Genomic DNA, 15,746 nt, shown 5'->3' with positions numbered 1-15,746 from the left:
GGAAGTCAATCCGAGATCGTAGTCCCCGCGGGACGCAGCAGCGGGGCCACCGCGTGGGTGAGCGTCAGATCGGCCGGGCTGATGGTGGCGGGTCGGCGGATGACGGTCCGCTCGATCGGCGCGGCCGTCCAACTGCCGAGCGTCAGTTCGGCGGTGATGCCGGGTCCGATGGCGGCTACCAGGCCGGGCGCCCCCTCCTCGGGCGCGCCGCTCCCGAACAGCCGGGCCAGTGCGTCGAACACCGCCGCGCCGGCGATGTCGCCGCGTTCGGCGAGGGTGGCCCGGCTGAAGCGGAGGGCTTCGGGCGCCAGGTGCAGGCGGGTGGCCAGGTCGTCCAGCAGGCGCGGGCTGCCGGCGGGCACGATGCAGAAGCCGAGGCCGGAGACGTCCCGGCCGTGCTCGACGGCGAGGGCGCGCAGTGCGGGGGCGAGCGGTTCCGCGACGTCGGGGAGGCGTTCGTCCAGCAGGAGGTGGACGCCGGAGTCCCGGACGTCGTGGGAGATCCATGCCTCGGTGCCGGGCACCAGGTGCGAGCCGTTGTGCTCGATCCGGACGCCCGTGCCGCCCCGGCCCCGCACCACGGCTGCGGCGACGGCGTCCCCGAACAGTCCGCCGGAGAGCAGCGGGCCGACCCCGGGGCCGCCCGGCTGGCGGTAGAGCGAGCAGAACTCGCAGGCCACGACGAGCACGTTGGAGCCCGGGTAGGCGCGGCAGAAGTCGTGCGCCCGGTTGATCGCGGCGCCGCCGCCCGCGCCGCCGAGCTGGGCGATCGGCAGCTGGCGGGTGTCGGACCGGAAGCCCAGGGCGGTGATCAGCCAGGAGGTCGGCGAGGGCGGCAGGAAGCCGGTGCACGAGACGTGGACGATCAGGTCGATCTCCCGGGCGGACAACTCGGCGTACCCGAGGGCCCGTTCGACGACCTCGGGGACGCGTGCCCGGGCCTCCCGCCGGTACACGGCGTCGCGGGCACCGAGCCCGGGAAGCCGCAGGGTCTGTTCGACCGGCTGGACCAGGTGCCGGGTGCGCACCCCGGCGTCCTCGATCAGGCGGAGGGCGCGGGGGAGTTCGGGGTGGCCGGCGTGCAGGGTGCGGGTCAGGTCGAGGGTCTGTTCGACGGTGATGACGTGCTCGGGCACGGCGACGGCGGGCCGGCAGAGTGTGGCCACGGGTGCTCCTCCCCCTGGGGGGCTACGGGTACCGGACGGTCCCGCACGGGGCGGCGGCGGTCACGGGCTTCCCGAACGGCTGGAGGCGCCGCCGCCCGGACACGGGTCGTTCGGGCGCGGACGTGCTGAGGCTCCCCCGCGCGGGAGGCGGTATGCGGAGGAGCCGGACAGTTCGCCCGATGGGGGGAGGCGGATGATTGTATGCGGAAGCGGGCGGTCGCCGCCCGCGGCGGACGGTGAGAACCGGACGGATGTACGAGGCGTCCGTTCGGGTGTGATCGAAGCCGTACTGGAGGCCGTACCGCTGTTCTGGCCGGGGGTGCTCTGCTCGCTCGTGCCGGCCGCACTGCTGAACCGCCCGGTCGGGCGGCTGCTGCGGGCGCACTGGGCGGTGGGGTTCGTGCTGCTGCTCGCCCTCGGCGGGGTGGTCACGCTGTCCCTGCTCCCCGACACCCGCGGGCCGGTGTGGGAGCTGTCCCGGACCGCCGCGCAGCAGTGCACCCTGACCGGGGCCGGGCCGCGGCCGCTCGCCGGGCTGCTGGCCCTGAGCCGGGTCGGCCTCAACGCCGCGCTGTTCGTCCCGGTCGGGGTCGCCGCGGCCCTGGCCGGCACCCGGAGCCGGGCCGTCGTGGTGCTGCTCGGCGCGGCGACCCTGCCGTTCGCCGTCGAGTACGTGCAGTACGCCGTGCCGGCCCTCGGGCACGGCTGCCACGCCCAGGACGTCTGGGACAACCTGTTCGGGCTCGCCCTGGGCGCGGTGGGCGGCCTGCTGCTGGGCCCGCTCACCCGGGTCGCGGTCCGCGCCCTGCGTGCCCGGGGCATGACGCCGGGGGTGTGACCCCGGCCGCGCAGGTGTGGGCGGGGGCGTTCACCAGGCGGCTTCGCGGTAGTCCTTGAGGAAGACCCCGGAGACCGGGCTGCCGGCCTCGCCGCGCACGATGGGGTCGTAGACCCGGGCGGCGCCGTCGACGATGTCCAGCGGCGTGCGGAAGCCGCGGTCCGCGAGGTGGGCCTTTTTCGGTGCCGGGTTCTCGTCGGTGATCCAGCCGGTGTCGACCGCGCACATGTGCACCCCCTGCGCGGCGAGTTCGGCGGCGCTGGTGCGGGTCAGCATGTTGAGCGCGGCCTTGGCCATGTTGGTGTGGGGGTGGCCGCCGGTCTTGTTGCGGACCTCGAACCGGCCTTCCACGGCGGTGACGTTGACGATGTAGCGGTTGGCGTGCGGGGAGGCGAGCAGCAGCGGCAGCAGGCGGTCGCAGAGCAGCGCCGGGGCGAGGGCGTTGACCAGCTGGGTCTCCAGGACCTCACCGGGGTCGAGGTCGCCGAGGCGGACGGACCAGGAGTTGGCGGGCGCGAGGTCCGGCAGCAGCCCGGCCTCGTCGGCCCGCCGGGGTGGCGGGGTCGGCCGGGCCCCGGGCGCCGTCCGGGCGGCCGGCAGCCGCAGCGCGTCCGGGGACGGTGGGGCCGGGGTCTCCGGGTCCGTCGGTCCGGCCGGTCCGGCGCCCAGTCCGGCGGTGGGCCAGGCCGGGGCGAGCACCGGCATCGGGCGGAAGCCGGGTGCGTGGGTGACGGCCCGGGCGTCCGGGGCGGGCAGGGCGGTGTGCTCCCCGGCGGCCAGCAGGGCGTACGACTCGGGCGGGCGGCGCAGGGTCTGTGCGGCGTTGTTGACCAGGATGTCGAGCGGGCGGCCCTCGGCGCGCAGCCGGTCGGCCAGTCCGAGTACCTGGCGGGGGTCGCGCAGGTCGATGCCCACGACGGTGAGCCGGTCCCACCATGCGCCGCTGCCGGGCGCGGCCCGGAACCGCCGGACGGTGTCGTGCGGGAACCGGCTGGTGACGATCAGTTCGGCGCCGTCGCGCAGCATCATCAGCGCCAGCTGGAACCCGATCTTGACGCGTCCGCCGGTGAGCAGGGCGCGTCGGCCGCGCAGGTCGGTGGAGAGGGCGCGGCGGGCGGCGTTCTCGGCGGCGCAGGCGGGGCAGAGCAGGTGGTAGAACGCGTCGACCTGCCGGTAGGCCGCCTTGCAGACGTAGCACCGCCGGGCCAGCTGCAGCTCGCCGAAGGGCACCTGCCCGCCCCCGTCCCCTCCGATGGCGGACGGTGCCGGGGCCGGCAGGTCGAGCGCTGCGTCCTCGCGGCGTCCGCGGGCGCCCGTGACGGTGGTGGCGAGCAGTTCCGCGTCTGCGAGCCTCCCGGCTTCCTTCCGGGCCCGTCGGCGCTGCTTGCGGCTCTCGCGGACGAAGGAATCGGCCTGCCGTTCGGCGTGCAGCCGGGCGGGGTGCAGGGTGGGGAGCCCGCGGAGGCGGCCGAGCGTGCGACTGAAGGCGGCGAGTTCCTCCGGGGTCGGCTCCTCGCCCGGCACCTCCGCGGCGCCGGTTCCCACGGCGTCGACCGTCGTGCCCTCGACGGCCTCGGCACCCTCGGCACGCTCGACGCCCGTGATCGGGTCGTCCGTGATCGGTTCCTGTGTGGTGCGGTCGTCCGTGCCGGGCGCGGGCGCGACCGTTCGACCCTCCCCGCCCCTGCCCCCGTGGTTCACTGCCGCTGCCTTCCCCCGGCCCGCTGTTCGTCCTGCCCGGTGGGTTCCGACCGGCGAACCGGCGTCTCCCGCCTGCCGGAGCGGCGCGCCCGCCTCTGCGCTGCGTCCGGGCGTTGCGGGGACTCTACCGGGTGGGTCGGACGCCGAGGCCGCCCGGGTGGCCGGACCGGGTCGGCGCCCGTCCGCGCACCCGGGCACCCGGGACGCGGCACCGGACTCCCCGGTCAGCCCCGGTACTGCGCGAAGATCCGCGCGAACTCGGAGGGCTGCTGCGGGATGTTGGTGCACCGGTGGAGCGGGCCGGTGCAGGCGTTGGCGTCACGGGTGGCGTCCCAGAAGGACAGCATGCCGAGCCGGTGCCGGCCGGCGAAGTCCACCAACTGCCGGGCGTCCGCCTGGTCGTAGCGCTGGTGGTCGTCGTTCTCGCCGACCATCGGGGTGACCCCGACGGTGGCCCAGAGCCGGGCGTCGTCCCGTTCGGGGTGGAGCACCTTCAGCTGGCCGTGCAGGGCCTGGGCGGCCTGGACGGCGGCGTCGCCGTAGTCGGCGCCGGGGCGGTGGTGGTCCATCGCCATGATGTTCACCAGGTCGAGGTCGACCCCGGCGTCCCGGGCGGAGCGGACGATGCCGACGCCATCGGTGGTCAGGCCCTCGGGCAGGACCGGCAGGGTGAGGGAGATCCGCAGGCCGGGGTGGGCCTGCTGCAGCCTGGCCAGCGCGGCGGAGCGGCGGGCGGTGGCGGCGGTGTCGGCGAGGACCGCGCCCTCGATGTCGAAGTCGACGTAGGTCAGGCCGTACGCCCGCACGACCGCGTCGTACTCGGCGAACAGTGCGTCCACCGAGGTGCAGGCGGCGGCGAGTTCGGTGCCGGCGGCGCCGCCGAAGGAGACCTTGACGTCGCCCCCGGCGGCCCGGACCGCGGCGATCTGCTCGCCGGCCCAACCGCTGCGCGGGTCGTGGGCGTTGAACCAACTGGCCCGGCAGCCCGCGCCGGTGACGAAGCCCATGGTGAAGGACGTCGGCCCGCCGGCCGAGGCCAGGGCCGGCAGCGACGGGGTCGGCCGGGCGCTCATGTCGACGTACGGGGCGACCGGCATCCGCACCGCGGACGGTGGCCCCTGCGCCGGCGTCCCGGCGGAGGTCGCCGTCCCGGCGGAGGTCGCCGTCGAGGTCGCCGTGGGGGTCGCCGTGGCGGTCGGGCCCCCGGGCGTGCCGGGGGTGGATGGCGACGGCGGTGCCGAGGAGGCCGGCGGGTGGGCGGGCCCGGTGCCGTCCGGGCCGGAGAGCACCACGTCGTCGGCCAGGTAGGCGCCCTGGCCGTACCAGCCGTGCAACTGCACGGTGAGGGCGGTGGTGGTCTGGCCGGTGGTGAAGGTGGTGGAGAGGCGCTGCCACGCGGGGCCGCCCGGGGTCCAGACCGCGGGGACGGTGGTGCCGCCGCCGGTCGCGCCGAGGTACACGTACGGGCCGCGCACCCAGGCGCTGAGGGTGTAGGAGGTGCCGGGCCGGACGGCCACGGTCTGGCTGCACTGGGCGGTGTCGCCGCTGCCGACCGCGCCCTTGAGCGCGTACGTGCCCGTGTGGGCGCCGCTGTCGACGATGCTGCCGGTGGTGCCGGAACAGCTCCAGGCCCCGAGTGCGCCGCTCTCGAAGCCGGGGTCGGCGAGCAGGTTGCCGGCCGTCGCACCGGCGTTGCCGGCGAGGGCGGTCAGGCCGGCGGCCAGGGCGCCCGCGACCAGCGCGACGAGGGCCCGGGTGCGTGGGGAGGCCCGCCGCGGGTGCCGCTGCGGCCGTCCGGTCGGCTCGGGCTCCTCGAACGCGCCGGGCCGGTCGGGCAGATCGGGTGTGCCGGGCGGGTCGGAGTGGGGCGCGTGCGGCATGGGGGTGCCTCTCGGGACGGTGCCGGCCGTCCGCGCGGGCGGTGGGGTGCGCGGGCGGACGGGCGTGGGGGAGTGCTGTCCGGTGCGGGGCGGTGCGTGGTGCGGGGGCGGTGCGCGGCGCCGGGCCGGTGGGGGTGGGCGCCGCCCCTTCAAACTGGACTAGACCAGATGGGCGCGTCAAGCATCGGCAGCCGCTCCCGCGCCTCCGTCGCACCCCCGTTGCGCAACCGGTGGCCGGATGGGGCCGCACCGGCCGCTTGACCTTGAGTGCACTCCAAGGGAGAGGCTTGAGCCGTTCGCCGGGAGCAGCCCGCACCGGAGGCCCGGCCACCGGGCTGCCCCGACACCCCGTCCGCACCTGAAGGAGCATCAAGCATGCGCACCAGCACGATCGGCAGCAACGGTCCCGAGGTCGGCGTGATCGGTCTCGGCTGCATGGGGATGACCTGGGCGTACGACCCGGGCAACCGGGACGACGAGACCTCGGTGCAGGTGATCCGCACCGCGCTCGACCTCGGGGTCACCCTGATCGACACCGCCGACATCTACGGGCCGTACAGCAACGAGGAGGTCGTCGGCGCCGCCCTCGCCGGTCCGTACCGGGAGCGCGCGGTGCTGGCCACCAAGGTGGGCCTGGTGCCGGGCGACGACGGCCGCCGGGTCGGCAACAACGGCCGCCCCGAGCACGTCCGGCGCTCGATCGACGAGAGCCTGCGCCGGCTCGGCACCGACCACGTCGACCTCTACCAGCTGCACCGGGTCGACCCGCAGGTGCCGATCGAGGAGACCTGGGGCGCGCTGGCCGAGGTGGTCGCGGCCGGGAAGGCCCGGCAGATCGGGCTCTCCGAGGTGGGCGTCGAGCAGATCCGGCGCGCCCAGGCCGTCCACCCGGTGGCCTCGGTCCAGTCGGAGCTGTCGCTGTGGACCCGGGACCCGCTGGCCGAGGTGCTGCCGTACACCGAGGAGCAGGGCATCGCGTTCCTGCCGTTCTCGCCGCTCGGCCGGGGCTTCCTGGCCGGCCGCTTCTCCTCGGCCGCCGAACTGCCCGCCGACGACTGGCGCCGCACCCTGCCGCGCTTCCAGCAGGACGCGCTCGCCGCCAACCTGGCGATCGTCGACAAGGTCAAGGAGATCGCCGCCCGGCTCGGTGCGACGCCGGCGCAGGTGGCGCTCGCCTGGGTGCTGGCGCAGGGGCGGTACGTGCTGCCGATCCCGGGCACCAAGACGCCCAAGTACCTGGCGGACAACGCGGCCGCGGCCGACGTGGTGCTCGGCGCGGACGAACTCGCCGAGCTGGACGGCCTGCCCGCCCCGACCGGCGAGCGGTACTGACCGGAGGCCTGCAGGCCGGGCGGGGTGCCCCAGGGCCCCCGCCCGGCCAGGCCTCCGGGGCCACCTGTCGGGGTCAGTGCTCGCGGATCCACACCAGTTGGCGGCCCGTCTCGCCCGGGGCCTTCACCGGCGCCTCCGCCACCCGGTCCAGCCGGTAGCCGAGCTTGCGCGGTACGGCGGCGCTGGCGTAGTTGGCCGCGTCGCAGTGGATCTCCACCCGGACGATGCCGGGCAGCGCCAGGGCGGCCGCGGTGAGCGCCCCGGCCGCGGCGGTCGCGATGCCCCGGCCGGTGTGTGCGGAGCCGACCCAGTAGCCGAGCTCCAGGGCGCCCGGGCCGATCCGGCCGTGCAGTCCGAAGCCGCCGATCACCCGGTCGGGCTGTCCGTCCGGGACGGCTACGTACATGAAGTGGGTGCCGGCGTCCCAGGCGGCGACCCCGGCGCGGGCCGACGCGGTGCTGTACGCGAGGCTGGGCGCCTCGGCGGCCCACTCCATCCACGGGCGCAGGTGCCGCAGGTCGGCGCGGACGGCGGCGTTGAGCGCGGGGGCGTGCACGACCGTGCGCCGGTGCAGGGAGAGGCCGTCGGCCAGCGGCAGCAGCTCGGGCGGGCGGCCGTCGGTGGGCCCGGCCGTCCGAACGGCTGCCGCTGTCGCACCGACGATCGTCGCACCGCCGCCCGCGCCGCCGGTCGGGCCGGGTGCGGGTGCCGTGGTGGCGGTGCTGCGGAGGAGGGCGGCTCGCCTGCGGGGGTGGCGCATGACGTGACTCATGACAGCGATTATGTCCATGGTCCAGACCTGCCACCAGCGCGGGCCCGCGCGCAGGGCGGCGCCGCCCTCCGGCGCGTCAGAGGCGTACCAGCACCTCGTCGAGATCCTTGCGCCGCAGGTCGGGTACGCGCGCCCCCTCGGCCGGGTAGCCGACCGGGATCACGTAGGCGGCCCGCTCCTCGGCGGGCCGTTCGCACACCTCGTTGAGGAACTTCATCGGGCTCGGGGTGTGCGTGAGGGTGGCGAGGCCGGCCTGGTGCAGGGTGGCGAGCAGCAGCCCGACCGCGATGCCCACCGACTCCTTGGTGTAGTACGGCCGCGGCGACTGCGGGCCCTTGTGCACCTCGAAGACCACGATCACGGCCGGCGCGTCCTCCAGGAACGGCTTGTTCCAGTCGGTGCCGATCGGCTCCAGGGCGGCCAGCCACTCCGGCGAGGCCCGGTGCGCGTAGAACTCCCGCTCCTCCGTCTCGGCCGCCTCCCGCAGCCGCCGCTTCCGCTCCGGGTCGGTGATCACCACGAACCGCCACGGCTGGACGTGCGCCCCGCTCGGCGCGGTGGAGGCGGTCCGGACCGCCCACTCCAGCACGCCCTCGGGGATCGGGCGCGTCGAGTAGTCGCGCACCGTGCGGCGCTGCGCCATGACGTCGTGGAAAGTCCTGCTGCGCGCCTCGGCCTCGTGGGCGGGCACGGTCATCGGGCGGAGGGCGACGCTCGGGTACGAGCCGCCGGCCGCCACTGTGCTCTCAACCATGGCCGACAGCACAGCACAGGACGGCGCCCCGGGGAAGAGGTCTGGACCTCCCGACTCCCCGGGGCGCCGCGCCGACCGGCCGGGCGTCGGGCGGTGCCGACCCACCGGGAATCGGGCCGTGCCGCCCGCTCAGGACTCGTGGACGCGGCCCTCCCGGACCTCCAGCCGGCGGTTGACGCTCACCGTGTCCAGCATCCGCCGGTCGTGGGTGACCAGCAGGAGCGTGCCGGTGTACGAGGCGAGCGCCGACTCCAGCTGCTCGATCGCGGGCAGGTCGAGGTGGTTGGTGGGCTCGTCGAGCACCAGCAGGTTGACGCCGCGGGCCTGCAGCAGGGCGAGGGCGGCCCGGGTGCGCTCGCCGGGCGAGAGGGTGCCCGCCGGGCGCAGCACGTGGACGGCCTTGAGGCCGAACTTGGCGAGCAGGGTGCGCACGTCCTCGGGGGCGAACTCGGGGACGGCGGCGGCGAAGGCCTCCAGCAGCGGCCCCTCGCCGAGGAACAGCCCGCGCGCCTGGTCCACCTCGCCGACCAGCACGCCGGAGCCCAGTGCCGCACTGCCGGCGTCGAGTTCGAGCCGGCCGAGCAGCGCCGCCAGCAGGGTCGACTTGCCCGCCCCGTTGGCCCCGGTGATGGCGACCCGGTCGGCCCAGTCGATCTGCAGGTCCACCGGGCCGAAGGCGAAGTCGCCCCGGCGCACGACGGCGCCGCGCAGGGTGGCGACCACCGAGCCGGAGCGCGGCGCGGTGGTGATCTCCATCCGCAGCTCCCACTCCTTGCGGGGCTCCTCGACCACGTCCAGCCGCTCGATCATGCGCTGGGTCTGCCGGGCCTTGGAGGCCTGCTTCTCGGTCGACTCGGCGCGCATCGCCCGGCCGATCTTGTCGTTGTCGGAGGACTTGCGGCGGGCGTTGCGCACGCCGTGCTCCATCCAGCCGCGCTGCATCCGGGCCCGCGCCTCCAGCCCGGCCTTGGTGTCGGCGTACTCCTCGTACTCCTCGCGGGCGTGCCGGCGGGACACCGCCCGCTCCTCCAGGTACGCCTCGTAGCCGCCGCCGTAGAGGTTGACCTGCTGCTGGTGCAGGTCGAGCTCCACCACCCGGGTGACGGTCCGGGCCAGGAACTCGCGGTCGTGGCTGATCAGCACGGTGCCGGCGCGCAGGCCCTTGACGAAGGACTCCAGCCGCTCCAGGCCGTCCAGGTCGAGGTCGTTGGTCGGCTCGTCGAGCAGGAACACGTCGTACCGGGAGAGCAGCAGCGAGGCGAGGCCCGCCCGGGCGGCCTGGCCGCCGGAGAGCGCGGTCATCGGCAGGTCGAGGGAGACCTTGAGGCCGAGCGAGTCGGCGACCTCCTCGGCGCGCTCCTCCAGGTCGGCGCCGCCGAGGTCGAGCCAGCGGTCCAGGCTCGACGCATAGGCGTCGTCGGCGCCCGGGCGGCTCTCGACCAGGCCCTCGGTGGCCTCGTCCAGGGCGGCCTGGGCCGCGGCGACGCCGGTGCGGCGGGCGAGGAAGTCCCGGACGGACTCGCCCTCGCGGCGCTCCGGCTCCTGCGGCAGGTGGCCGACGTTGGCGGTGGCGGGGCTGAGCCGCAGCGAGCCGCCCTCGGGGGTGTCGAGACCGGCCAGCAGTCGCAGCAGGGTCGACTTCCCGGCGCCGTTGACGCCGACCAGCCCGATCACGTCACCGGGGGCGACGACCAGGTCCAGGCCGGAGAAGAGGGTGCGCTCGCCGTGGCCGGCGGCGAGGTCCTTGACTACGAGTGTGGCGCTCATGATGGTCCGATTGTAGAGAGCGCGGCGGGTGGTCCGGGCGGGTGCGGGCGCGGCGGGCGGGGACGGCGGAGGGCCGCAGCCGTGGCGGCTGCGGCCCTCGGGCGTACCGGCGGGTACCGGTGGGCGTTACCTGGCCTTCTTGGAGAAGTAGTCCAGCGCGTTCTTGGCGACGTCCTCCAGGTAGGGGCCGGCCTCCCAGTCGTAGGCGTCGCCGCCGATGGAGGTGTCGCTGACCAGGACCTGCTTGCCGTCCCGGGTGGCGAACCAGCCGCCGCCGCTGCCGCCGCCGGTGGCGTTGCAGCCGATGGTGAGCATCGCCGGGCGGGCCGGGTCGGGGGAGTGGCGCACCGGCCGGCCGCCCTCGCAGTACTCCAGCTCCATGCCGTCGAAGGGCTTGCCCGCGGGGAAGCCGTAGTTGCTGACGGAGGTCAGCTGGTCGCGCGGGGCGTTGAACCAGATCGGGACGGCGCCGCCGACGGTCTCCTCCAGCGACTTGCCGCCGCCCTCGGGGTTGGCGACCTTGATGATGCCCCAGTCGTACTGGCTCCACGGGCCGCCGTACCCGGCGTCGGCCTCGGCCGCCCACTGCGGGGACACCATGCCGGCGACCGCGCCCCACTCGCCGTACGGCGCGGCCTGGGCCAGGGTGCCCTTCTTGCCGCCGCTCACCGCGCCGGAGCTGTTGAACGCCGGGGCGAAGGTGACGTTGGTGTAGTACTTGCCGCCCTTGCCGCTGTGCAGGCAGTGGCTGGCGGTCCACACCAGGTTGCTCTTGCCGGGGTTGGCCGGGTCGGCGACCACGGTGCCGGAGCAGACGTAGTTCTGCTTGCCGTCGTCGAAGAAGATCTTCCCGTTGACGTGGAACTGCTTCGCGTACGGGTGCGCGACGGGCTTGGCCTCGACCCGCTTCGGCTTCGGGTCGGTGCCGTTGCCGCCGCCCGGGGGCTGCCCGGTCGGGGCGGCGGTCGGTGCGGTGGTCGGCTGCCCGGTCGGGGCGGCCGTCGGTGCGGCGGTGGGTGCGGTGGTCGGGCCGGGGGCCGGCTTGACCGGCTTGGCGGTGAGGATCTTCTGCAGGTCCCAGAAGCCCTTGACGGCCGGCGTGATCACGTTCTGCTGGGCCCAGCGGTCCCAGTCCTCGAACTTCCAGCCCTTGAGCTCGTCGACGGTCGGCAGCTTGAACGGCAGTGCGCCCGGCTTGCCGCTCTCGCTCACGGCGGCGGTCGGCGCCGCCCCGCCCCCGACCGGGCCGCCCTCGTTCTCCGGCCCGCACGCGGTCGCGGCGACCATCGTCAGCGCGACGACGGAGGCCCCCAGCGCGGCGCGGGCGGTACGGCGTATCGATGACATCTGTTCAGTTCCCCCTGTGTCCGTGGCGCGTGCCACCGCTCGGGGCGGGCACGGCAGTGGAGGAGTCTGCCATGTCCGTGCCCACCCCTCGGGAGCCGCCCGCCCCCCGGGACACTCCTGTCACGCGATCGGCACCGGATCCGTACGCGACGGCCACCGGAGCCGCTGCCGCGCCCGACCCCGACGCCCCTGACATCCCCGACGCCCCCGACGCCCCCGACGGGGCCGTTCGCCGGGCTGCCGCCGGGCCCGCCGATTAATCGCTTGCGGAACATCCGCGGGCTTCCTAGCGTTGACCCCGTCAGCCGCCAGAACAGGAGAAGGCCGTTGCTCTACTGAGGTCCCGAGACACCGCCCCACCGCGCCCAGGAATGCGCGGTGCGTGAGTGTGCGACCTCAGTGGTGAGCCGGCCCGAAGACTCCGCGGCCCCCGCTCCACCCGCTGCCGCCCCTTCGGCGGTGTCTCCCGTGCTGCTCGACGACCGCACCGGTCGGATCCCCTGCAGGCAACCACCCCCCGGGAGGCCATCCATGGCGCAACCCACCCAGCCCGCCACCTCCGTCCTCTGCACGGACCTCTCCTTCGAGTGGCCGGACGGCAAGCCCGTCCTCGACCGCTTCCACCTGGCGGTAGGCCCCGGCCGCACCGGGCTGATCGGGCTCAACGGCGCGGGCAAGTCCACCCTGCTGCGTCTGATCGCGGGCGAGCTCACCCCGTCCTCCGGCAGCGTCCGGGTCGGCGGCGAACTCGGCTACCTGCCGCAGGGCCTCACCCTCGACACCGGTCTGCGGGTCGACGAGGCGCTCGGTATCCGGGCGGCCCGGGAGGCGCTGCACGCCATCGAGGCCGGCGACACCGACCAGCGGCACTTCGACGCCGTCGGCGACGACTGGGACGTCGAGGAGCGCGCCCGCGCCACCCTCGACCGGCTCGGCCTGGCCCGCCTCGGGCTGGACCGCACCACCGGCGAACTCTCCGGCGGCGAGGCCGTCCTGCTCCGGCTGGCCGCCCTGCTGCTGCGCCGCCCCGACGTGCTGCTGCTCGACGAGCCGACCAACAACCTCGACCGGGCCGCCCGGGGGCGGCTCTACGAGACCGTGGCCGGCTGGGGCGGGGTGATGCTGATCGTCAGTCACGACCGCGAACTCCTCCAGCACGTCGACCAGATCGCCGACCTGAGGGACGGCGAGGTCACCTGGTACGGCGGCAACTTCGAGCACTACGAGCGGACGGTCGCCGCCCAGCAGGAGACCGCCGAGCGGATGGTGCGCGCCGCCGAGGCCGACGTCCAGCGCCAGAAGCGGGACCTCGCCGATGCCCGGGTGAAGCTGGAGCGCAGCGCGAGCTACGGCAAGAAGCGCTCCGTCACCCGCAACGACCCGCACATCTTCGCGGGCAAGCTCAAGCGCCAGGGCCAGGAGACGGCGGGTCGCCTGAAGACCATGCACACCGAGCGCCTGGCCGAGGCCAAGCAGAAGCTCACCACGGCGGAGGAGGCCGTCCGCGACGACGCCGAGATCCGCATCGACCTGCCCCGCACCGCCGTCCCGGCCGGCCGCACGGTCCTCACGCTGGACCGGGTCCGGCTGCCGTACGGGACGACGGCCGACCTCGACCTGCGCGGCGCCGAGCGGATCGCCCTGGTCGGACGCAACGGGGCCGGCAAGTCCACCCTGCTGCGCACCATCGCCGGTGAACTCGCCCCGCTGGAGGGGGAGGTCACCACGCCGGTGCCGCTGCGCCACCTGCCGCAGCGGCTGGACCTGCTGGACGACACGCTGAGCGTGGCGGGGAACGTCAAGCTGTTCGCCCCTGGCGCGGGGGACAACGCGATCCGGGCACGGCTGGCCCGCTTCCTGTTCCGCGGCGGCCGGGCCGACCAGCTCGCCGGCACCCTGTCCGGCGGCGAGCGGTTCCGGGCCACCCTGGCGGCCCTGCTGCTGGCCGACCCGCCGCCGCAGCTGCTGCTGCTCGACGAGCCGACCAACAACCTCGACCTCGCCAGCGTCCGCCAGCTCACCCAGGCGCTCGCCGCCTACCAGGGCGCGCTGATCGTCGCCAGCCACGACCTGCCGTTCCTGCGCGGGATCGGCATCACCCGCTGGCTGGAGCTGGACGGCGAACTGAAGGCGGTGGACCTGATGTAGCCGGGAGCGGGCCGGGTGCCGGCGCCGGTGGCCGGACCCGCCCGGGTCGGCCGCCGGGGAACTGCCGGGGGCCCGGCTCAGCCGCCGAGGAGCCGGCGGGCCCGGGTCAGCGCGGAGTCCTTCAGCCCGTTCAGCTCCTCGGGGGTGAACACCGGCGTGCGGACGTCCGGCGGGATGCCCGGGCCGTCGAAGCTGCTGCCGTCCGGGGCGAGGAACTTCTCGTTCGGCAGCACCGCGGTGAACTCCGCGGACAGCTTGCGGACCAGGACGTCGCTGAACACGCCCTGGGTGTTCTCGCCGATCCGGGTGACGTGCGGGCTGCGGCCCATCAGCGCCTGGGTGAAGGTCTCGCCCGCGCTGACGGTGCTCCCGGCGGTCAGCACCGCCACCGGGCCGGTCCAACGCGGGCCGGCGGCCGGGCGGACGGCGATCGGCTGCGGCCGGGTGTAGCGGCGGGCGGCGGCGGGGTCGTTCCGGGCGACCTTGCGGTAGGCGGTGTACGGCCGGTCGGTGAGCCGGGAGGCGATCTGCAGGGCGAGGGCGTCCGAGCCGCCGCCGTTCACCCGGACGTCGACGACCAGGCCGCGCAGCCCGGCGCGGTCGGCGAGCAGGGCGTCCAGGGCGCGGTCGAGTTCGGCCGTGTCGTCCTGGTGGCTGCCGTCCGGGACGTAGTTGCCGAACAGGCTGACCCGCAGGTAGCGCAGGCCGCCCGGGAGTTCGCCGACGCCCAGCATGCCGCTGCCGAAGGTCCGCTCGGGCGCCAGCAGTTGGGCGGCGACGGGCTTGCCGGCCTGCACCATCAGGTCCGGGGTCGGCATCACGGTGCCGGGCCGGGAGCCGGAGAAGACCGTCGTCGGCTTGCCGCCGACGGGGCGCCGCAGTGCGACGTGCGCGTCGTTCAGCGGGGCGAGCATCTCGGCGAAGATCTGCTGGAGCCGGTCGGGTCCGGTCTGCGCGGTGACCTGCGGCCGGTAGGTGTCCCGCACGGCATGCCAGTCGACGCCCTTGGCGGCGAAGAAGGGGTAGTTCTCCTCGAAGGTCGCCCAGAACCGGTCGAAGACCGCGAGCGGGCCGTCGTCCTCCACCGGCTCCCGGCAGAGCGCGGGGAGTCCGGGCAGCCGGTTCAGCGACCTCGTGCCGACGGACGAGTCCTCCTGCTGGACGGCCCGGTGCCGGCCCTGCGGGGTGATCGTCAGTTCGGCGAAGGCGGACCCCTCCGGGCCGTAGCGGGTCGCCCCGTCGCGTCCGGGCTCGCCGAACTGCCGGCCCGGGCCGCCGCCCTCGGTGCAGCTGACCCGGGTCAGGTCGTAGGTGGTCAGCTTCCCGCCCGCGATCTCCAGGACGGTCCCGTAGCCGTCCGTCTGCCAGACGCCGTCCAGCCGGTTCGCCCCGGGGCGGCGTGCGTCGCCGGGCGCGGCCAGGGCCGGTGCCGCCGCCCCCGCGGCCACCGCGAGCGCCACCACGGTGGCGGCCACCGTGCGGGCCGCGGCCGCCTTCCCGGTCGGGCGCCCGCCGCGGTGCGACGGCCGTCCCGTCCGGCGTCCTGCCCGCGGGCCGCCGGCCGCCCCCTCCGGGGTCCGTCCGGTCGTGCGCCCCGCTGTCATCCGTGCCATCGTTCTCGATCCCGTCCCGGCTCTGCGCCGTCCTGGCGAGGCCGTCCTGGTGGGGCCGCCCGTCCGCATCCGCTGCGGACGGGCGTCCCCAGGGCGTCCCCCGCGGAACCGTTCCGCTGCCCGTCCCCGACGGTACGGAGTGCGACCCCTCCGCGGCGTCACACCGTGGACCGGTCCTCGCCCCCTACCGCGGGGCTACCCGCGGGCCGGTCCGGGTAGCACCTGGGGCGTACCGGCCGCCGCGGCGGCCCGGTTGACGGGTCGTCGCCCGGGGTCGTGGCCAGGGGCGCGGCCCGGGTCGAAGCCCGCGGTCGCGGACGGCCCGGGCACGCGAACGGCGGGCCACCCGACCCCCCGGCGCCCCCCCTTGGGCCCTCCCCCCGGCCGTCCCCACACCGGGGCGCACCCAGGCGCGGGTAACGGTGCCC

At 75.6% G+C, this 15,746-nt stretch carries 11 protein-coding genes; 3 read left to right on the top strand and 8 right to left on the bottom strand.

Going from position 1 to position 15,746, the window contains the following annotated elements; genetic code table 11:
- Positions 1-5: 5 nt before the first annotated feature.
- Positions 6-1,166 carry a type III polyketide synthase gene (locus ACWGB8_RS18245; RefSeq protein ID WP_452214510.1) on the bottom strand — a complete coding sequence of 387 codons (1,161 nt, stop codon included), beginning with the start codon at positions 1,164-1,166 and terminating at the stop codon, positions 6-8.
- Positions 1,167-1,440: 274 nt separating this feature from the next.
- On the opposite strand from ACWGB8_RS18245, the gene ACWGB8_RS18240 reads away from it, so the two are divergent.
- On the top strand, positions 1,441-2,004 hold the full coding sequence (locus ACWGB8_RS18240; RefSeq protein WP_452214509.1) for a VanZ family protein: 564 nt from the start codon (positions 1,441-1,443) through the stop codon (positions 2,002-2,004).
- A 30-nt stretch (positions 2,005-2,034) separates the two neighbouring features.
- On the opposite strand, the gene ACWGB8_RS18235 is transcribed toward ACWGB8_RS18240, so the two are convergent.
- Positions 2,035-3,549 carry an SDR family oxidoreductase gene (locus ACWGB8_RS18235; protein ID WP_452214508.1) on the bottom strand — a complete coding sequence of 505 codons (1,515 nt, stop codon included), beginning with the start codon at positions 3,547-3,549 and terminating at the stop codon, positions 2,035-2,037.
- Positions 3,550-3,929: 380 nt separating this feature from the next.
- Entirely contained in the window at positions 3,930-5,585 is a 1,656-nt protein-coding gene (locus ACWGB8_RS18230; RefSeq protein WP_452214507.1) for a carbohydrate binding domain-containing protein, read from the bottom strand.
- A 375-nt stretch (positions 5,586-5,960) separates the two neighbouring features.
- Here ACWGB8_RS18230 and ACWGB8_RS18225 point away from each other — a divergent pair, with 375 nt between their 5' ends.
- A complete protein-coding gene (locus ACWGB8_RS18225) occupies positions 5,961-6,917 on the top strand; it encodes an aldo/keto reductase (RefSeq protein WP_452214506.1) in 957 nt (318 codons plus the stop codon).
- 73 nt (positions 6,918-6,990) lie between these two features.
- Here the strand turns inward: ACWGB8_RS18225 and ACWGB8_RS18220 are convergent, their stop codons facing one another.
- The 4 genes from ACWGB8_RS18220 to ACWGB8_RS18205 all read right to left on the bottom strand — a co-directional run bounded on the left by ACWGB8_RS18220 (position 6,991) and on the right by ACWGB8_RS18205 (position 11,557).
- Entirely contained in the window at positions 6,991-7,689 is a 699-nt protein-coding gene (locus ACWGB8_RS18220) for a GNAT family N-acetyltransferase (protein ID WP_452214505.1), read from the bottom strand.
- 76 nt (positions 7,690-7,765) lie between these two features.
- Positions 7,766-8,443, bottom strand: a complete 678-nt coding sequence (locus ACWGB8_RS18215; RefSeq protein WP_452214504.1) for a nitroreductase family protein — start codon at positions 8,441-8,443, stop codon at positions 7,766-7,768.
- Positions 8,444-8,572: 129 nt separating this feature from the next.
- On the bottom strand, positions 8,573-10,210 hold the full coding sequence (locus ACWGB8_RS18210; RefSeq protein ID WP_452214503.1) for an ABC-F family ATP-binding cassette domain-containing protein: 1,638 nt from the start codon (positions 10,208-10,210) through the stop codon (positions 8,573-8,575).
- A gap of 126 nt (positions 10,211-10,336) precedes the next feature.
- Entirely contained in the window at positions 10,337-11,557 is a 1,221-nt protein-coding gene (locus ACWGB8_RS18205; RefSeq protein ID WP_452214502.1) for a trypsin-like serine peptidase, read from the bottom strand.
- A 531-nt stretch (positions 11,558-12,088) separates the two neighbouring features.
- Between ACWGB8_RS18205 and ACWGB8_RS18200 the strand changes: the two genes are divergently transcribed.
- A complete protein-coding gene (locus ACWGB8_RS18200; RefSeq protein ID WP_452214501.1) occupies positions 12,089-13,705 on the top strand; it encodes an ABC-F family ATP-binding cassette domain-containing protein in 1,617 nt (538 codons plus the stop codon).
- Between the two features lie 77 nt (positions 13,706-13,782).
- Here the strand turns inward: ACWGB8_RS18200 and ACWGB8_RS18195 are convergent, their stop codons facing one another.
- Positions 13,783-15,309 (bottom strand): S41 family peptidase, encoded by a 1,527-nt coding sequence (locus ACWGB8_RS18195; protein ID WP_452214500.1) that lies wholly within the window; start codon positions 15,307-15,309, stop codon positions 13,783-13,785.
- Positions 15,310-15,746: the final 437 nt, after the last annotated feature.

Source organism: Kitasatospora sp. NPDC054939, from assembly GCF_053610105.1.
This window is presented reverse-complemented; position numbering and strand designations above follow the sequence as displayed.